14 protein-coding genes are annotated in these 16,420 nt (G+C 74.1%); 5 read left to right on the forward strand and 9 right to left on the reverse strand.

Annotated elements, in window-relative coordinates; all coding sequences use genetic code 11:
• Nucleotides 1-94: 94 nt before the first annotated feature.
• From pyrE to ACFVVX_RS21160, 8 genes are all read right to left on the reverse strand, one after another.
• The gene (gene pyrE, locus ACFVVX_RS21125; protein WP_387947721.1) at nucleotides 95-643 is read right to left on the reverse strand and encodes an orotate phosphoribosyltransferase; all 549 of its coding nucleotides are present in this window, start codon (nucleotides 641-643) and stop codon (nucleotides 95-97) included.
• Between the two features lie 44 nt (nucleotides 644-687).
• Nucleotides 688-1,824, reverse strand: a complete 1,137-nt coding sequence (locus ACFVVX_RS21130) for an SRPBCC family protein (protein ID WP_387947723.1) — start codon at nucleotides 1,822-1,824, stop codon at nucleotides 688-690.
• A gap of 159 nt (nucleotides 1,825-1,983) precedes the next feature.
• Entirely contained in the window at nucleotides 1,984-3,618 is a 1,635-nt protein-coding gene (locus tag ACFVVX_RS21135) for a polyamine aminopropyltransferase (protein WP_387947725.1), read from the reverse strand.
• 130 nt (nucleotides 3,619-3,748) lie between these two features.
• The gene (locus ACFVVX_RS21140; RefSeq protein ID WP_387947727.1) at nucleotides 3,749-4,276 is read right to left on the reverse strand and encodes a DUF2617 family protein; all 528 of its coding nucleotides are present in this window, start codon (nucleotides 4,274-4,276) and stop codon (nucleotides 3,749-3,751) included.
• Nucleotides 4,277-4,762: 486 nt separating this feature from the next.
• Entirely contained in the window at nucleotides 4,763-5,923 is a 1,161-nt protein-coding gene (locus ACFVVX_RS21145; RefSeq protein ID WP_387947729.1) for a pyridoxal phosphate-dependent aminotransferase, read from the reverse strand.
• 118 nt (nucleotides 5,924-6,041) lie between these two features.
• Entirely contained in the window at nucleotides 6,042-6,605 is a 564-nt protein-coding gene (locus tag ACFVVX_RS21150; protein ID WP_387947731.1) for a YbjN domain-containing protein, read from the reverse strand.
• Between the two features lie 178 nt (nucleotides 6,606-6,783).
• The gene (gene clpB, locus ACFVVX_RS21155) at nucleotides 6,784-9,390 is read right to left on the reverse strand and encodes an ATP-dependent chaperone ClpB (protein ID WP_387947733.1); all 2,607 of its coding nucleotides are present in this window, start codon (nucleotides 9,388-9,390) and stop codon (nucleotides 6,784-6,786) included.
• A 71-nt stretch (nucleotides 9,391-9,461) separates the two neighbouring features.
• Nucleotides 9,462-10,412 carry a LysR family transcriptional regulator gene (locus ACFVVX_RS21160; RefSeq protein WP_387947735.1) on the reverse strand — a complete coding sequence of 317 codons (951 nt, stop codon included), beginning with the start codon at nucleotides 10,410-10,412 and terminating at the stop codon, nucleotides 9,462-9,464.
• A gap of 71 nt (nucleotides 10,413-10,483) precedes the next feature.
• Here ACFVVX_RS21160 and ACFVVX_RS21165 point away from each other — a divergent pair, with 71 nt between their 5' ends.
• The 4 genes from ACFVVX_RS21165 (at nucleotide 10,484) to ACFVVX_RS21180 (ending at nucleotide 15,104) form a co-directional block, all read left to right on the forward strand.
• On the forward strand, nucleotides 10,484-11,587 hold the full coding sequence (locus tag ACFVVX_RS21165; RefSeq protein WP_387947736.1) for a TDT family transporter: 1,104 nt from the start codon (nucleotides 10,484-10,486) through the stop codon (nucleotides 11,585-11,587).
• A gap of 632 nt (nucleotides 11,588-12,219) precedes the next feature.
• Nucleotides 12,220-13,209 (forward strand): LuxR family transcriptional regulator, encoded by a 990-nt coding sequence (locus ACFVVX_RS21170; protein WP_387947738.1) that lies wholly within the window; start codon nucleotides 12,220-12,222, stop codon nucleotides 13,207-13,209.
• Nucleotides 13,202-14,134 (forward strand): LuxR C-terminal-related transcriptional regulator, encoded by a 933-nt coding sequence (locus ACFVVX_RS21175; RefSeq protein ID WP_387947740.1) that lies wholly within the window; start codon nucleotides 13,202-13,204, stop codon nucleotides 14,132-14,134. The genes ACFVVX_RS21170 and ACFVVX_RS21175 overlap by 8 nt, the downstream gene beginning before the upstream one ends.
• Nucleotides 14,127-15,104 (forward strand): LuxR C-terminal-related transcriptional regulator, encoded by a 978-nt coding sequence (locus tag ACFVVX_RS21180; protein ID WP_387947742.1) that lies wholly within the window; start codon nucleotides 14,127-14,129, stop codon nucleotides 15,102-15,104. The genes ACFVVX_RS21175 and ACFVVX_RS21180 overlap by 8 nt, the downstream gene beginning before the upstream one ends.
• Before the next feature lie 7 nt (nucleotides 15,105-15,111).
• On the opposite strand, the gene ACFVVX_RS21185 is transcribed toward ACFVVX_RS21180, so the two are convergent.
• Nucleotides 15,112-15,738 carry a hypothetical protein gene (locus tag ACFVVX_RS21185; RefSeq protein WP_387947744.1) on the reverse strand — a complete coding sequence of 209 codons (627 nt, stop codon included), beginning with the start codon at nucleotides 15,736-15,738 and terminating at the stop codon, nucleotides 15,112-15,114.
• A 336-nt stretch (nucleotides 15,739-16,074) separates the two neighbouring features.
• On the opposite strand from ACFVVX_RS21185, the gene ACFVVX_RS21190 reads away from it, so the two are divergent.
• Nucleotides 16,075-16,242 carry a hypothetical protein gene (locus ACFVVX_RS21190; protein ID WP_387947746.1) on the forward strand — a complete coding sequence of 56 codons (168 nt, stop codon included), beginning with the start codon at nucleotides 16,075-16,077 and terminating at the stop codon, nucleotides 16,240-16,242.
• The last annotated feature ends 178 nt before the right edge of the window (nucleotides 16,243-16,420 follow it).

Here is a 16,420-nt window from a genome sequence, read left to right on the forward strand (position 1 = left end):
ACCCCGTAGACGACGAACGGCCGGGGCCGGTCCTGTTTCACGTGAAACAGGACCGGCCCCGGCCGTTGTGCCGATGCCCGAGGGGCTCGCGGGCTCAGAGGCCCAGGTCGTCCAGGTCGTACGCGGTCACGTAGGGCAGGCCGGTCGCCTCGACCGCCGCGGCGCCGCCGCGCTCCACGATCACCGCGACGCCGACCACCTCGGCGCCCGCCTCGCGCAGGGCCTCGACGGCGGTCAGCACCGAGCCGCCGGTGGTGGAGGTGTCCTCGACCGCCAGCACCCGGCGGCCCTTGACGTCCGGGCCCTCGATCCGGCGCTGCAGACCGTGCGCCTTGCCCGCCTTGCGGACCACGAACGCGTCCAGCTCGCGGCCGCGGGCGGCGGCGGCGTGCAGCATCGCGGCGGCCACCGGGTCGGCGCCCAGGGTCAGCCCGCCGACGGCGTCGTACTCCAGGTCGGCGGTGACGTCCAGCATCACCCGGCCGACCAGCGGCGCGGCCTGCGCGTCCAGGGTGATCCGGCGCAGGTCGACGTAGTAGTCCGCCTCCTTGCCGGAGGAGAGGGTGACCTTGCCGTGCACGACGGCCTTGTCCTTGATCTGTGCCAGCAGGGCGTCGCGGTCGTTGCTCAGGTCGTTGCTCATGAGCGTTCAGTCTAGGCCCTGCGGGCGGTGGGCCCGGGTAGGGCCTAGCGTCGGCGCAGCGCCCTGACCAGCACCACGGCGCCGCCCAGCAGGGCCACCCCGCCGCCGATCACCCACGGCACCGCATTGCGGCCGCCGGGGCCCGGCACCACGATGCCGCCGGCCTCGCCGCCCCAGCGGGACGCGGCGCGGGCGCGCGCGCTGCGGGCCGGCAGGGCCGGGGCGTAGCGGCCGCGCGGCGGGGCGTGGTCGACCTCCTCGGCGGAGCGGCCGACGATGCTGCGGCGGACCGGACCGCTGAGCACCGGCTCCTGCTCGTACTCGAAGGGCAGCTCGGCGGGGAGCTCGGTGGACGGGTCCCCGTCCCCGGTGGGGCTCCCGGAGTCGCCGGAGCCCTCGCGGTCGTCCTGCCCGGGGTGCTCGGTGCGGTCGCCGGTGGGGAGGCCGAAGCGCTCGGCGTCGGCGTCGGAGAAGGCGATCAGGTCGGAGAGGTCGTCGTCCAGATCGTCGCCGGGCTCGTCCTGGCGGTCCTCCAGGAAGTGCACGGTGGCGCCGGTCTCCTCCTCGGCGGCTTCGGAGGCCTCGGCGGCGTCGATGCCGTCGGTGTTCTCGGCGGCCTCGACGGCTTCGGCGCTCTCGGCGTCGGCGGCGGCCCGGTCGTCCTCGGAGCCCTCGACGACCTCGGCGGGCTCGGTGGGCTCCTCCTCGTCGTCCTCCGGCTCCGCCTCGGCAGCGCCCTCCGGCGCGGCCAGGGCGGCGACGAAGCGGTCCAGCAGCCGGCGGCCGGCGGCGGCGAGGGTCTCGTCGTCGAACTCGGCGAGCCGCCCGGTGGCGCTCAGGTCGCCGGTGAAGCGGACCAGGCTGGTGCCGCCCTCGGTGCCGTCCGCGACGCTCACCCGGACGGTGGCGCTGGCCTCGCCGCTGCCGCGCGCCTCCTGGCCCTCGGCGAACACGGTGAGGACGCCCTCGCGGCCCTCGATCAGTGAGAGCACGCCCTTGTAGGTGATGGTGGAGGTGCCGATCCGCAGGCGCAGCCGTCCGCTGATCTCGTCGGCGGGGCCGCGGCCGGCCGCGGCCGGTTCGGTGCTCAGCCCTGGCACGCAGCGGGCCAGCAGGGCAGGATCCTGCAGCGCCTGCCGGACCGGTTCGGCAGGCATCGGGACGACAACCTCATGCTCCATGCCACGGAGCCTACCGACCCAACCCCCGGTGGTCCCCGCGATGGGGCCCACCGGTCGCCCCGGCCGCTCCGTCCGGGGGCGGTCCGATCGCACCCGGGCCGCGCTCCCTGCCCCGGTCCCACCCCGCCCCCACCCCGGTCCCACCCCGGTCCCGCCGGGTCAGTGCGGCCCCAGCAGGGTCAGGGCGGCCGGCGGCCGGGCGGGGCGCCGGGCGGTCAGCCGGGCGGAGGAGGCGCGCAGGGCGTCCGAGCTGAGGGCGCGCGGGGGAGGGGCGTCCGGGGAGAGGGTGAGCGGGGGCTGGGCGGCGGCCGCGAGCAGGAAGTCCTGGCCGTCGTCCCTGCCGGGCACACAGCTCGCCGTCGGGCTGCCCTGGACCGCGTAGGGGACGGTGCGCAGGCCCGCAGCCCGCAGCCCGGACTCGACCTGCCAGAGGCCGTGCTCGTCGCTTCCCGCCCGGACGGCCAGCCGCCCGCCTGGCGAGAGCAGCCGGGTGGCGAGGCCGTAGAACTCCTGGGAGTGGAACTTCACCGTTCCGCCGTCCGAGGGGGCGGGCAGGTCGGCGAGCACCACGTCGAAGGCCCGGTCCCCCGGCCGGACGCCGCGCAGCCACTCCAGTGGGTCCGCGGCGACCGTCCGCACCCGCGGGTCGTCCAGCGAGCGCCCGGAGAGCGCGGCCAGGCCCGGGTCGGTCCGGGCGAGCCGGGTGAGCGCCGGGTCGAGGTCGACCAGCAGCACCGAGCGGACTCCGCCGTGCCGCAGCACCTCCCGCGCGGCGAGCCCGTCGCCGCCGCCGAGCACCAGCACCCGGGCGTCCGGTCCGGCGGCCATCGCGGGGTGGACCAGGGCCTCGCTGCCCCGGTACTCGTCCGGGCCGCAGACCGCGAGCCGCCCGTCCCGGTAGAGCCGCAGCGGCCCCTCGGCCGGTCCGGTGAGGACGATCTCCTGGTACCGGCTGTGGGCGGCGAAGCGGACCTGCGCGCCGTACAGGGCGTGCCGGGCGGCCCGTTCGACCGCCCCGGACCAGGCGGCGGCCGCGGCGAGCACGGCGAGGACGAGCGCGCAGCCGCCCCAGAGCAGCGCGCGGACCCTCGGCGCCGGCTCCTCGCGGAACAGCCAGAGCACCACCGCGGCCCCCGCGACGGCGTTGACCGCGCCGGTGACCAGCGCGCCGGTGCCCTGGCCGAAGGCGGGCAGGATCAGGAACGGGAACGCGAGGCCGCCGATCAGCGCGCCCACGTAGTCGGCGGCGAACAGGTCGGCCGCGGCCCGCCCGGCGTCCTCCCGCCGGATCCGCTGGATGAGGGTCATCAGCAGCGGGATCTCGGCGCCGATCAGGATGCCGATCAGACAGGTCAGCCCGACCATGGCGGCCTGGTAGCGGCCGATCCAGGCCCAGCAGGAGTAGAGCGCGAGGACGGACAGCCCGCCGGTGAGCGCGAGCGCGCACTCGACCAGGGCGAAGGCGGTGGCGGGGCGGCGGGTGAAGCGCTTGGCGAGCAGCGAGCCGAGGCCCATCGCGAACACCATGACGGAGAGCACGACCGAGGTTTGGGTGACCGAGTCCCCGAGCAGATAGCTGCCGAGCGCCACGAGTTCGAGCTCGTAGACGAGTCCGCAGGCCGCGCAGACGAACGCGGCCAGCAGGACGGCCAGCCGGGCGAGCCGGGGGCGGGCGCGCAGCCGGGCGCGACGGCGGGCGGGCAGGGGGGTCAGGCTCCGCCCGAGCCGGGGTGGGCTGCCGTCGTCGAGGTCGAGTCCCGGCTGAGCGGGCGGACCGGCCGGATGGTTGATCACGAACAAACGCTAGGCGACGTTCGGTACGGATAGCTGCGTCCATTCGACGGACAGCGGGGTGCCGGAGGTTGACGGATCGTTCCTGCGTGCGATTCCGGGTTCTTCGGCGGTCGGTGGCGGGTGGTCGCCCTCACCGGGGCACCACGAGGGAGGAGCGGGTGCAGACCAGCTGGCCCTCCTGCGGGTAGGCGTGCCAGGTGCGCCAGAGCAGCCGGTCCGGGCCGCCCTGGGTGACGAGTGCGGTGAAGGCGCTGGGATCCCCGGGGAAGACGCCGGCCAGGCCGCGCGGATGGCCCTCGACCAGGGCCAGCAGCTCCTGGGCGCGGGCGGCGAACTCGTGCGGGGGCAGTGCCTCGATCCGGGCCGCGAACTCGTACTCCCAGCCGGCCACCTGTTTGGCGACCCGGGCGGGCAGCGGGGTGCGGCGGCCCGGCAGACAGGCGACCGTCTCCAGGCACTCGCCCGGGCCGGCGGCGATCACCACCTGGTGCGAGGCGCCCAGCAGCCGCAGCTGGAGGGTGCCGGGCGGGCCCGGGCGGCCGGCGTTGTCGAGTCTCAGGTCGCGAACCGCGAGAGCGGGCAGCGGGTCGCCGCCCAGGCACCAGGCCAGGTCACCGGCGCGGGTGTCCGTGTAGGAGGTCTGCAGTGTGGTGAGCATGCTCGGCTCCGCGTTTCAGCTCCGTGCGCGCCCGCCGTGCAGCATCCGAGTAGGGCCAGGCGTTGGCGAGGCTGTTCGTGGCTGTGCGGTCCAGGGCGCGGCCGACCGTGGAAGGAAGGATTCCGGCTGGAGATTCAGCAGCAGAGAAGCATGAATACGCCGGGTCCGTCGGTGATTTACCCAACTTTGTCAAGCATTCACCGTTTCGAGCACACCCGCTTCCCTGGTCTGATCGACCCGGTGTGCGACTCTGCACCGCGCGCGCTCTTCGCCCCGGGTCGTGCGCCGTGCACTCTGGTCATGCGCCGCGGGCGCGGCTCGCACGCCCCCGTCCGCGATACGCCGGGCGCAGGCGGCCGCGACTCGTGCCGCCGGGGCATGGGGAGTTGCCCCACAGGCAGTGACAAGTCAGGTGGGGTAGTCGAGTTGACTGATCGTCAGGCCGGGGCGGAGTGCCGGCCCGCCCTGGTCGAGGCCGCTCGGCGGCTACAGCCGGCCGAGCCGGGCGACGGCCTCCTCCAGCACCTCGACCCGCTTGCAGAAGGTGAAGCGGACGAGCGACCGGCCGGCCGCGGAGTCGTCGTAGAAGACCGCGTTGGGGATCGCGACCACGCCGCACCGGCCGGGCAGGGCGCGGCAGAACTCGATGCCGTCCTTCTCGCCCAGCGGGGTGATGTCGGTGGTGATGAAGTAGGTGCCCGCGGGCCGGAACACCCGGAAGCCGGCCGCGTCCAGCCCGTCCGCGAGCAGGTCCCGCTTGCGCAGCAGATCGGCGCGCAGGGAGGTGAAGTAGCTGTCGGGCAGCCGCAGCGCCTCGGCGACGGCGTACTGGAACGGCCCGGCGCTGACGTAGGTCAGGTACTGCTTGGCGGTGCGGACCGCCGAGACCAGCGGCGCGCTCGCCGTCACCCAGCCGACCTTCCAGCCGGTGAAGGAGAAGGTCTTGCCGGCCGAGGAGATCGAGACGGTGCGCTCGCGCATGCCGGGCAGGGCGGCGATCGGGTGGTGGGCGCCGCTGAACACCAGGTGCTCGTAGACCTCGTCGACGATCACCAGCAGGTCGTGCTCGACGGCCAGGGCGGCGATCGCGGCCAGTTCGTCGGCGGTGAGCACGGTGCCGGTCGGGTTGTGCGGGGTGTTCAGCAGCAGCAGCCGGGTACGCGGGGTGACCAGGGCGCGCAGCCGGTCCAGGTCGGGCCGGAAGTCCGGTGCACGCAGCGTGAGCGGGACCCGGACGGCCCCCGCCATGGCGATGCAGGCGGCGTAGGAGTCGTAGAAGGGTTCGAGGGCGATCACCTCGTCGCCGGGCTCCAGCAGGGCGAGCAGGGCGGCGGCGATGGCCTCGGTGGCGCCCGCGGTGACCAGGACCTCGGTGTCGGGGTCGTAGGACAGGCCGTGGAAGCGCTGCTGGTGCTCGGCGATCGCGGTCCGCAGTTCGGGGATGCCGGGACCGGGCGGGTACTGGTTGCCCTGCCCGTCCAGCACCGCGCGGGCCGCGGCCTCGGCGATCTCACGCGGGCCGTCGGTGTCGGGGAAGCCCTGTCCGAGGTTGATCGAGCCGGTCGCGGTGGCCAGGGCGGACATCTCCGCGAAGATCGTCGTGCCCATGCCCGCCAGCCGGCGGTTCAACAGCGGCCTCGCACCCATTGCAGCTCCTCACGGCTCGTCGTCGGCCCCATCCTGGGGGCAGTCGGCGGCCGGGGACAAGCACGGCCCGCCGACCGGGGTGCCGGTGGCGGGCCGATGCCGAAGTGTTCGGGGGAGGTCAGGCCTCGTTGGTGTCCTCGGGGGCCCCGCCCTCGCCCTCCTCGCCCTCGATCTCCTTCTGGAGGCCGAGGCGCTCGACGATCCACTGCTCGAAGCCGACGGCGGCCTGGGTCCAGTTGGCGGTCGTGGTGACGAAGTAGTCGAGGTTGACGCCGGTGCCGACGATCATCTGGGCCTCGCCGATCAGGCGGACCACGCCGTCCTCGTGGGTGTGCGTGTAGACCTTGGGCCACAGGGTCTCGCGGTTCCACTCGTCGATCAGGTCGAGGATCTCGGCCTTGTCCTCGAGCGGGTACGAGCGGTCGTAGAACGCGCGGACGGCGAAGAGCTCCTTCTGGTCACCGCGGAACATGTAGTAGACGCGGAAGCCCTCCCAGGGGGCGGTGAGGTCGCCCTCCTCGTCCACGACGTGCTTGAGCTGCATCTGGTCGAGCAGCTGGGTCACCAGGGCCTGGTCCGGAACGATGATCGGCGGCGGGCCGGCCGGGCGACCCTGACCGCCGCCGGGCTGACCGCCCTGGGGGAGGCCGAACGACGGGATGGACGACGGGTCGATGCTCATGGGGGTCCTCTTCCTCAGTGCACGTGGTGGCCGGCAATGAGAGGCCGCCCTTCCATGTCCCATCCTGCCTCATCCGGGGCCTCGCTCACAGGGGCGCCCGGACGTGGCCGACGGGGTCGGCGCAGGTCCGGCGGGCCGCCCTCCGCTGCCGGTGCGGCGGCCCGCCGGACCTGCCGGACTACTTCTCCAGCGGCCCCCGCGCGCGGACGCTGAGGTGGTCGGCGTCCCCGTCCCGCTCGACCACCACGGTGTCGCCGTCGTGGACCTCGCCGGAGAGGATGGCGCGGGCCAGCCGGTCGCCGATCGCGGACTGCACCAGGCGGCGCAGCGGCCGGGCGCCGTACGCCGGGTCGTAGCCGGTGCGGGCCAGCCAGTCCCGGGCGTCCGCGGTGACCTGGAGGGTGAGTCGGCGCTCGCGCAGCCGCGCGCCGAGCAGGTCCACCTGGAGGTCGACGATCCGGCTGAGCTCGGCGGTGCCCAGCGGGTCGAAGACCACGATGTCGTCCAGCCGGTTGAGGAACTCCGGCTTGAACGCGGCCCGCACCGACTCCAGCACCAGCTGCTTCTTCATCTCCTCCGGGGTGGCCGGGTCGACGAGGAACTGCGAGCCCAGGTTGGAGGTGAGGATCAGGATCGCGTTGCGGAAGTCCACCGTGCGGCCCTGGCCGTCGGTGAGCCGGCCGTCGTCCAGGACCTGGAGCAGCACGTCGAAGACCTCCGGGTGGGCCTTCTCGACCTCGTCCAGCAGGACGACGCTGTACGGGCGGCGGCGGACCGCCTCGGTGAGCTGGCCGCCCTCCTCGTACCCGACGTAGCCGGGCGGGGCGCCGACCAGGCGGGAGACGGAGTGCTTCTCGCCGTACTCGCTCATGTCGATGCGGACCATCGCCCGCTCGTCGTCGAAGAGGAAGTCGGCCAGGGCCTTGGCGAGTTCGGTCTTGCCGACGCCGGTCGGGCCGAGGAAGAGGAAGGAGCCGGTCGGCCGGTCCGGGTCGGCGATGCCGGAGCGGGTGCGGCGCACCGCGTCCGAGACGGCCTGGACGGCCTCCCGCTGGCCGATCAGGCGGCGGCCCAACTCGTCCTCCATGCGCAGGAGTTTGGCGCTCTCGCCCTCCAGCAGCCGACCGGCCGGGATGCCCGTCCAGGAGGCGACCACATCGGCGACGTCGTCCGGGCCGACCTCCTCCTTGACCATCGAGGTGCTGGCGTCCTGGTCGGCGGCGCGCTCCTGCGCCTCGGCCAACTCGTGCTCGGCGGCGGGGATCTCGGCGTACATCAGCTTGGAGGCGCGCTCGAAGTCGCCGTCCCGCTGGGCGCGGTCGAGGGCGCCGTGCAGGTCGTCCAGCCGCTCCTTGAGCTCGCCGACCCGGTTCAGGCTCTTCTTCTCCTGCTCCCAGCGGGCCGTGAGAACGCTCAACTGCTCGTTCTTGTCGGCGAGATCGCGGCGCAGCCGGGCCAGCCGGTCGACCGAGGCCGGGTCGGACTCCTTCTCCAGCGCCAGCTCCTCCATCCGCAACCGGTCGACGGAGCGCTGGAGTTCGTCGATCTCCACCGGGGAGGAGTCGATCTCCATCCGGAGCCGGGAGGCCGCCTCGTCGACCAGGTCGATCGCCTTGTCGGGCAGGAAGCGGGAGGTGATGTAGCGGTTGGAGAGGGTGGCCGCGGCGACCAGGGCGGCGTCCGAGATCTGCACCTTGTGGTGCGCCTCGTACCGGCCCTTGAGGCCGCGCAGGATGGCGATGGAGTCCTCCACGCTGGGCTCGCCGACCAGTACCTGCTGGAAGCGGCGCTCCAGTGCCGGGTCCTTCTCGATCCGCTCGCGGTACTCGTCCAGGGTGGTGGCGCCGACCATCCGCAGCTCGCCGCGGGCCAGCATCGGCTTGAGCATGTTGCCCGCGTCCATCGCGGAGTCGCCGCCGGCGCCCGCGCCGACCATGGTGTGCAGCTCGTCGATGAAGGTGACGACCTGGCCGTCGCTCTGCTTGATGTCGTTCAGGACGGCCTTCAGCCGCTCCTCGAACTCGCCGCGGTACTTCGCCCCGGCGACCATGGCGCTGAGGTCCAGCGAGACCAGGCGCTTGCCGCGCAGCGACTCCGGGACGTCCCCGGCGACGATCCGCTGGGCCAGGCCCTCGACCACGGCCGTCTTGCCGACGCCGGGCTCGCCGATCAGCACCGGGTTGTTCTTGGTGCGCCGGGAGAGCACCTGGACGACCCGGCGGATCTCCTGGTCCCGCCCGATCACCGGGTCGAGCTTGCCGTCCCGGGCGGCCTGGGTGAGGTCGGTGCCGTACTTCTCCAGCGCCTTGTAGGTGCCCTCGGGGTCGGGCGAGGTGACCCGGCCGCTGCCGCGGACGTCCTTGAAGGCGGCGAGCAGGGCCTTGGGCGTGGCGCCCTGCTGGGCCAGCAGCTCGGCGACCGCGCCGCCCTCGGCGGCCAGGCCGACCATCAGGTGCTCGGTGGAGACGTACTGGTCGTCCAGGTCGTCGGCGCGCTTCCCGGCCTCGGTGAGCACCGCGAGGGTGTCGCGGGCCAGCTGCGGCGCGGCGACGGTGGAGCCCATGGCGCTGGGCAGTGCCGCGGACTGCCGCCGGGCCTCGCCGTCGATCCGGGCGGTGTCCGCGCCGACCGCCTCCAGGAGCGGCCTGGCGATGCCCTCGGGCTGTTCCAGCAGGGCGATCAGGATGTGCACCGGCTTGACGTCCGGGTTCCCCGCGGCGCCCGCCTGCCGGATCGCGGCGGACAGGGCGTCCTGCGTCTTGGTGGTGAACTTGCTGGCGTCCACTGCTGGGGTGTCCTCCCTCGTCGATGGAAATCCTGCTGACTACAGCATGCACTAACTTGAGTCTATTCCGCTCAACTTTCGGATGAACGTCCGGGGACGGTGTACGGCCCGGTCTGCCGGGTCAGCCCCAGCAGCTCCCGGGCCGGGCCGCTCGGCCGCTGCCCGGCGGGCCAGACCGCGCGCAGCGGGCGCCGCAGGTCCAGCCCCTGCGCCAGCGGCACCTCCACCAGCCGCCGGGTGGCCAGCTCCTCCACCACCGCCAGCTCGCTGAGGCAGACCGGGCCGGCCCCGGTCATCGCCGCCGCCTTCAGCGCGGTGGACGAGGCCAGCTCCAGCAGGGGCTTCGCCGCGCCCCCGTACGGCTCCAGCGCCATCTCCAGCACCTCCCGGGTGCCCGAACCCGGCTCGCGCAGCACCAGCGCGGTCGCGGCCAGCTCCGGCCCGGTCAGCGGCGAGCGGTCCGGGCGGCGGCGGGCCCACGGGTGCCCGGGGGCGACCACGACCACCAGCCGGTCTGCGGCCACCACCGCGCCGGAGAGCCCGGTCGGGGTGGTCGGGCCCTCGACGAAGCCGAGGTCCGCCTCGCCGGCCAGCACCCGCCCGGCCACGTCCGCCGAGTTCGCCGTCCGCAGCGTCACCGCGGTGCCCGGGCTGGCCGAGTGCAGTGCCAGCAGCCAGCCCGGCATCAGGTACTCGGCGACCGTCAGGCTCGCCACCACGACCAGCCGGGCGTCCCGCCGCTCGCGCAGGGCGTCGATCCCGGCGTCCATCGCCTGCGCCGCCTCCACCACCTGCCGCGCCCACTCGACCACCAGCCGGCCCGCCTCGGTGGGCCGCGAGCCGCGCGGGGAGCGGTCCAGCAGGGGGACCCCGATCTGCCGCTCCATGCCCTTGATCCGGGCGCTGGCGGTCGGCTGGCTCACCCCGAGCTCGGCGGCCGCCCGTCCGACGCTGCCCAGCCTGGCCACGGCGAGCAGAAGTTCCAGGGCTCCCAGTTCAGGGACGCGTGGCGAGAGGGGCATAGCCTCAGGCTATGCCGTCATAGAGCGCGCGGCGCTACCGGAGTCCGTCCGTCCGCGGCACGGTGGATGCCATGGCCACCACCCTCACCAGCGCCCTTCCGTCCGCCAGGTCCTTCCGGCCCGACCTCGCCCAGCTCGGCCCCAACTGGTACGCCGCCGTCATGGGCACGGCGATCCTCGGCAACGCCGCCGCCGTCCTCCCGGTCGAGCTGCCCGGGCTGATCGGCTTCGGCGAGCTGATGTGGGCGCTCGGGCTGGCCGCCCTGCTGGTGCTCGGAGCCGCCCGGCTGGTCCACCTCACCCGGCACCGCGAGGCCGCCCGGGCCCAGCTGCTGGACAACCCGGCCACCGCCGTCTTCTACGGCTGCCCGCCGATGGCCCTGCTCTCGGTCGGGCTCGGGACGCTGCTGCTCGGCTCCCGGGTGATCGGCACCGGTCCGGCCGTCGCCCTCGACGCGGTGCTGTGGGGCGTCGGCGCGCTGTACGCCCTGGCCGTCGCGGCCGGCATCCCGTACCTGATGATCACCCGGCACCCGGTCTCCCCGCTGGAGGCCAACCCCACCTGGCTGCTGCCCGTGGTCGCCCCGCTGGTGGCCTCCTCCACCGGCCCCGCGCTCGTCCCGCACCTGCCGGCCGGCGCCGCCCAGCAGGCCCTGCTGTACAGCTGTTACGCGCTCTTCGGGATCGGCCTGCTGGCCACCCTCGCGCTGCTGCCGCTGGTGCTCACCGGGCTCGTCCACAGCAAGCTGCCCAGCCTGGTGCTCACCCCCTCGCTGTTCCTGGTGCTCGGCCCGCTCGGCCAGTCCACCACCGCCGTCCACCAGCTCGCCGACGCCGCCCGCCCGGTCACCCCGCGGCTGGCCCCCGCCGCACTCGCCATCGCCGAGCTGTACGGGGTCGCGGTGCTCGGCATCGCGATGCTCTGGCTGGTCATCGCGACCGCCGTCAACCTGCGGGCCCGCCGGGCCGGGATGCCCTTCGCGATGACCTGGTGGGCGTTCACCTTCCCGGTGGGCACCTGCGTGACCGGCTCCGCGGCCCTCGCCCAGCACACCGGCTTCGCCGGGTTCACCGGTCTCGCCGCCGGCCTGTTCGTCCTGCTGGCCGCCGCCTGGGCCGTCGCCGCCTGGGGCACCGCCGCCGGCCTCGCGGGCGGCCGGCTGCTGTCCCGCTGAGGCCCGCCCGGGAGCCAGGGGCCCGGTGCGGCCGCGTCCGACGGGAATCCGCCCGGCCCGGGGTGGGCGGCCGCCGGGTCGTGGAAGGCTACCCGCCGGTATCGGCCGGAGGGTAGGCCTCCGCCACCCACCCATCTGACCAGCGCTTTTACCTGCCGCCGCAGCTTCGCGCGAGAGCCCGGGCCGGGCGGTCGCTGCAGGTTCCTGCAATTGCGAGAACATGCAGCAGGGCGGCACTTGTTCACCGGGCGTCACGCTGTGATGGTGGAGTCACGCCAGGGTCTACCGGGCAACCGCAGCCCGATGGTGGCGACTTGCTCTTCAAAACTGGATGCGAGAGGTACGTCAGTACCTGCATATCGGGGGGAAGAGCGCCGGCCGGGACGCCATGTGTGGTGATGGCCCCCGGGACCGGAGTCGGCGAGGCGTTGCTGCTCCGCCTCGCCGGAATCGCCCTGACCCCGGCGTACATCGGCGGCCCCCGGCAGCCCGGCGTGCGACGGCACCCGGGCCCCGGGGGTCCGCCGACTCCCGATACCGTGATCACGCCCCGTGCACGCCGGCGCGGTCACGACCGGAAGGCGCGCGGGGGCCCAGGCAGATCCGAGAACCATCCGGCAGGGAGTGTTCGAGTGACGGCGGATCCGACGGCCGCTCCGGGCACAGGCCTGTCCGGCGGTGAGCCCGACGAGGCGGCCCGGCAGCTGTACCTGGCCATCCTCGCCGACGGCGGCCGCCTCCCCTTCGCCGACGCCGCCGAGACCGAGCAGGGCGCGCTGCGCCAGCTGGTCGGCATCGGCCTGCTGATGCCCAACCCGATGGACTCCTGCTACACCGCCGTCAGCCCGCGCTCGGTCAGCGACCGCCTCGGCGCCGAACTGCGCAGCGAGGCCACCCGGTTGCTGGTCCGGGCCGAGAACCTCCCGGGCGCCCTGGACACCCTCACCCGGGCCTACGACGGGATGCGCCGCCCCTCCGAGAGCTCCGGCGGCGCCGTCCACATCGAGGGCCACGTCCACATCCGCCAGCGGATCTCCCAACTGGTCTCCGACTGCCGTGAGGAGGTGCTCACCGCCCAGCCCGGCCACCGCCCGCCCGACGCCCTGCAGGTCGCCGTCCTCCAGGACGTCCAACTGCTGCAGCGCGGCTGCTCGCTGCGCACCATCTACCAGCCGATCGCGGTCTCCGAGCCGGCCGCCCTCGCCTACGCGGACGAGGTCACCCGGCACGGCTCGCTCATCCGGGTCCTCGACGAGCCGTTCCAGCGGATCATGGTCTTCGACCGCACGGTCGCGGTGATCTCCGCGAACGAGGACCACAGCACCGCCGCCTTCATCTCCGACCCCGCCGCGATCGCCTTCCTGGTCGGCGCCTTCGAACGCGACTGGGCCCGCGCCGACACCACCGACTGGGCCGCCGCCCTCGCCCACGGACCCGCCCACAACGCCCCCGACCGGGTCGGCCGCCTGCTGGCCAGGGGCCTCACCCAGCGGGCCGTCGCCAGCCGCCTCGGTCTGAGCGAACGCACCGTGGCCGGCCACATCTCCCGGCTGCGCGACCGGCACGGCGCCCAGACGCTGTTCCAGCTCGGCTGGTTGATGCGGGGAGGCCGCGGTGAGTGACGAGCCCGGCACCGCCGAACGGGCCCTCTACCTCGCCGCCGTGGCGGCCGGTGGGCACCTGCGCGCGGCCGACCTCACCCCCGACGCCGACGCGGCGCTGGACGGCCTGCTGGACCTCGGCCTGCTCGCCCCGACCGCGGCCGGCTACGCCGCGGTCAGCCCGCGGTCGGCCGGCGACCGCCTCGGCGCCGAACTGCGCAGCGAGGCCACCCGGCTGCTGGTCGGGGCCGAGCGGCTCCCGGAGCTGCTGGAACCGCTCGCCCGGGCCTACGACGACGTGCCGCGCCCCAGCTCCCCCTCCGGCGAGGCCACCCACGTCGAGGGCGGCGTCACCATCCGCCAGCGCGTCGCCGAGCTGCTCTCCGACTGCAAGGAGGAGCTGCTGGCCGCCCAGCCCGGCCACCGCCCGGCGGCCGGCCTGCGGATGGCGATGCCGCAGGACATCGCGCTGCTGAGACGCGGCAGCGCCATGCGCACCCTCTACCAGCCGGTCGCCGCGGCCGACCGGGCCGTCGTGCAGTACGCCGCCGTGATGACCGGGCACGGCGCCCGGGTCCGGGTGCTGGACGAGCCCTACCGCCGGATGCTGGTCTTCGACCGCACGGTGGCCGTCGTCGCCGCCGCGGACGACGACACCAAGGCGGTCTTCGTCCACGACCCGGCCGCGGTCGCCTTCCTGGTCGGCGTCTTCGAACGCGACTGGGCCCGGGCCGCCGTCGTCGACTGGTCCGCCGCCCCCGCGGACCCGGTGACCATCCGGATCGGCCGCCTCCTGGCCGCCGGCCTCACCCAGCGCGCCGTCGCGACCCGACTGGGCCTCAGCGAGCGGACGATCGCCGCCCACATCTCCCGCCTGCGGTCCCGCCACGGTGTGCAGACGCTGTTCCAACTCGGCTGGCGGATGCGGGGCGAGCAGCGTGGATGAGTCCCGTCCGCTGCTCCCGGACGACGCCGCCCGCGAGCTGTACCGGTCGATCCTGTGCGCGGGCGGCCGGATCCGGGTCGACCGGGTGCGCCCGGCGGACGCCCCGGCGATCGGGCGGCTGGTCGACGTCGGGCTGCTCGTCCTGCGGGCCGCCGACGGCATGTACGGCGCGGTGAACCCCCGGGCCGTCAGCGAGCGGATCGGTGCCGACCTGCGGGCGGAGGGCGCCCGGCTGTTCGCCCGGGCGGAGGTCGTCCCGGAGCTGCTCGACGATCTGACCCGGGCCTACGACGCCGCGCCGTACCGGCCGGGCCGCACCGGCGGGGTCCGCCGGATCGAGGGGATGCCGCAGATCCGGCACGCGATCGCGCAGCTGATGGACGACCACCCCGGCGAGGCGATGGCCGTCCAGCCGGGAGGCGCCGTACCGGCCCATCTGATGGAGGACGCGCTGGACTCCCGTCGCCGCTTCCTCGCCCGGGGCGGGAGCATGCGGACCATCTACGAGCCGACCGCGCGGCTGGATCCGGCGACCGTGCGCTTCGCCGCCCGGGAGACCGAACTGGGCGGCGTCAGCCGGGTGCTGCCCGGCCCGTTCAAGCAGATGGCGATCTTCGGCCAGGCGGCCGCGGTGATTCCGGCCGCCGTCGACAACAGCAGTGCGGCGCTGGTGGAGGACGCCGCGATGGTCGCCTTCCTGGTGAACGTCTTCGAGTACCAGTGGCAGCAGGCCGAGGGCGTGAACTGGGCCGGCCTGGCGGCCGGCAACGCCGAACCGCTGGTACCCGAGCAGGTCGGCCGACTGCTCTCGCAGGGCCTCACCCAGCGGGCCATCGCGAGCCGGCTGGGTCTGAGCGAGCGCACGGTGGCCGGTCACATCGCACGGCTGCGGGAGCTGTACGACGCGGAGACGCTGTTCCAGCTCGGCTGGCAGATGCGCGCGGCCAGGGCGGGGGAGCCCGGTGCGTGAGCCGCGCTCAGCCGGTGGCGGCGCCGGTCGGCCAGTAGCCGGTCGGACCGACGGCCGGGGGCTGCTGCCGGGGGACGCTGAACTGCTCGCCGGGAGCGGTCCAGAAGCCCTCGCGCAGGGAGAGCGCCATACCGGCCCAGTCGAGGGCGGTCTCCACGGTGTGGTGGAGCGCCTCCTGGGACCAGGTGTCGTCGAAGACCAGCGGCAGGACGGGGGCGACCTGCTCGATGGTGGCGATCAGCGGGTTGTGCGTGATGGCCTCGTCGACCAGCAGCACGACCGGCTTGCGCAGCGCCGAGGCCCAGCCCAGCTCCAGGCTCACCCCGGCGGAGAGCGGGGCGCCGACGTACGCGAAGACCAGGTCGGCGGACTGCATGGCGCGGAAGTCGGAGGGCACCCGCGGCTCGGGGGCCCGGCCGGCCACCGTCCAGGCGTCGCTGTGGTGCGCGCTGTACACGGCGGCACCGCTGCGCAGCAGCGTGGTGCGAAGCGTCGTCAGCCGCGTCCGGCTGGCCAGGGTCACCACGCTGTCCGCCGGCCCGGTCAGCCGCATCAGCGGCGCGGCCAGGAACACACGTGCACGCCGGCCCTCGGGGGCCTGGCTGTCGTGGTGACGCAGGTAGGGCTCGGTCATTGTCGACTCCGGGGGGAAGGCCGACCGGGTGGAGGATGCGGTGCCGGCAGGCGCTGCGGTTAGTTGCTGCTTCAAAAATCTGTCACTGAACCAGGGCTGATATTTGACGGTACAGCGGCAAGATTGGTGTCCGTCCTGGACCATCGGGAGCGAACTGATCGTCTATCAGTGCCGTCGGCCGCGTCCAGCGGTCCGCCCTGTCATCTGGATGCCTGGCAGAGAGATGACGCTCCTGATGCCATGGGGGAGATGACACTGCGGCAAGGTGTGCGGCATCATGTGGACGTTAGTGCTATTGGTCCACGCTCGTGGAGCTGGAGAAGGAGGCGTAAGTCCGTGTCTCGTATGTACCGACTTGCCCGTAAGGCCGTGCTGTCAGCCGTTGTCGGCGTCTCTCTTCTGGTTGTCGGCTCGCTTGCGGCCGGCAGTGCGCAGGCTGAGACCGTGAATGAGGCTGTGGCCAAGCCCCAGGTGCAGCTCATGATGGACGACTTCCACTGGTGATGTGCTGATCGGCTCGGGTGTACGAGGCGCCTCGACCGGGTGAAGGGCTGCACGCCGAGGGCGTGCGGGCCGACGCGGATCGGTCGACGGCTTCCTGTAGCGGGTGCCGCCTGTGCGGGCGGCGGTCGCCCCGAGCCTGCCCTGAGCCTGTGCGGGCTTGGGGCGCCCATCGACGGCC

This window comes from Kitasatospora sp. NPDC058170 (genome assembly GCF_042883905.1).
Taxonomy (GTDB): domain Bacteria; phylum Actinomycetota; class Actinomycetes; order Streptomycetales; family Streptomycetaceae; genus Kitasatospora.

What these genes read in the sequence shown, in the direction of transcription:
- ACFVVX_RS21140 (WP_387947727.1), bottom strand. Translation starts at nt 4,276, where the DNA reads ATGCTCACCACACTGCAGACCTCCTACACGGACACCCGCGCCGGTGAC.
- pyrE (WP_387947721.1), bottom strand. Translation starts at nt 643, where the DNA reads ATGAGCAACGACCTGAGCAACGACCGCGACGCCCTGCTGGCACAGATC.
- ACFVVX_RS21150 (WP_387947731.1), bottom strand. Translation starts at nt 6,605, where the DNA reads ATGAGCATCGACCCGTCGTCCATCCCGTCGTTCGGCCTCCCCCAGGGC.
- ACFVVX_RS21185 (WP_387947744.1), bottom strand. Translation starts at nt 15,738, where the DNA reads ATGACCGAGCCCTACCTGCGTCACCACGACAGCCAGGCCCCCGAGGGC.
- ACFVVX_RS21145 (WP_387947729.1), bottom strand. Translation starts at nt 5,923, where the DNA reads ATGGGTGCGAGGCCGCTGTTGAACCGCCGGCTGGCGGGCATGGGCACG.
- ACFVVX_RS21130 (WP_387947723.1), bottom strand. Translation starts at nt 1,824, where the DNA reads ATGGAGCATGAGGTTGTCGTCCCGATGCCTGCCGAACCGGTCCGGCAG.
- ACFVVX_RS21165 (WP_387947736.1), top strand. Translation starts at nt 10,484, where the DNA reads ATGGCCACCACCCTCACCAGCGCCCTTCCGTCCGCCAGGTCCTTCCGG.
- ACFVVX_RS21160 (WP_387947735.1), bottom strand. Translation starts at nt 10,412, where the DNA reads ATGCCCCTCTCGCCACGCGTCCCTGAACTGGGAGCCCTGGAACTTCTG.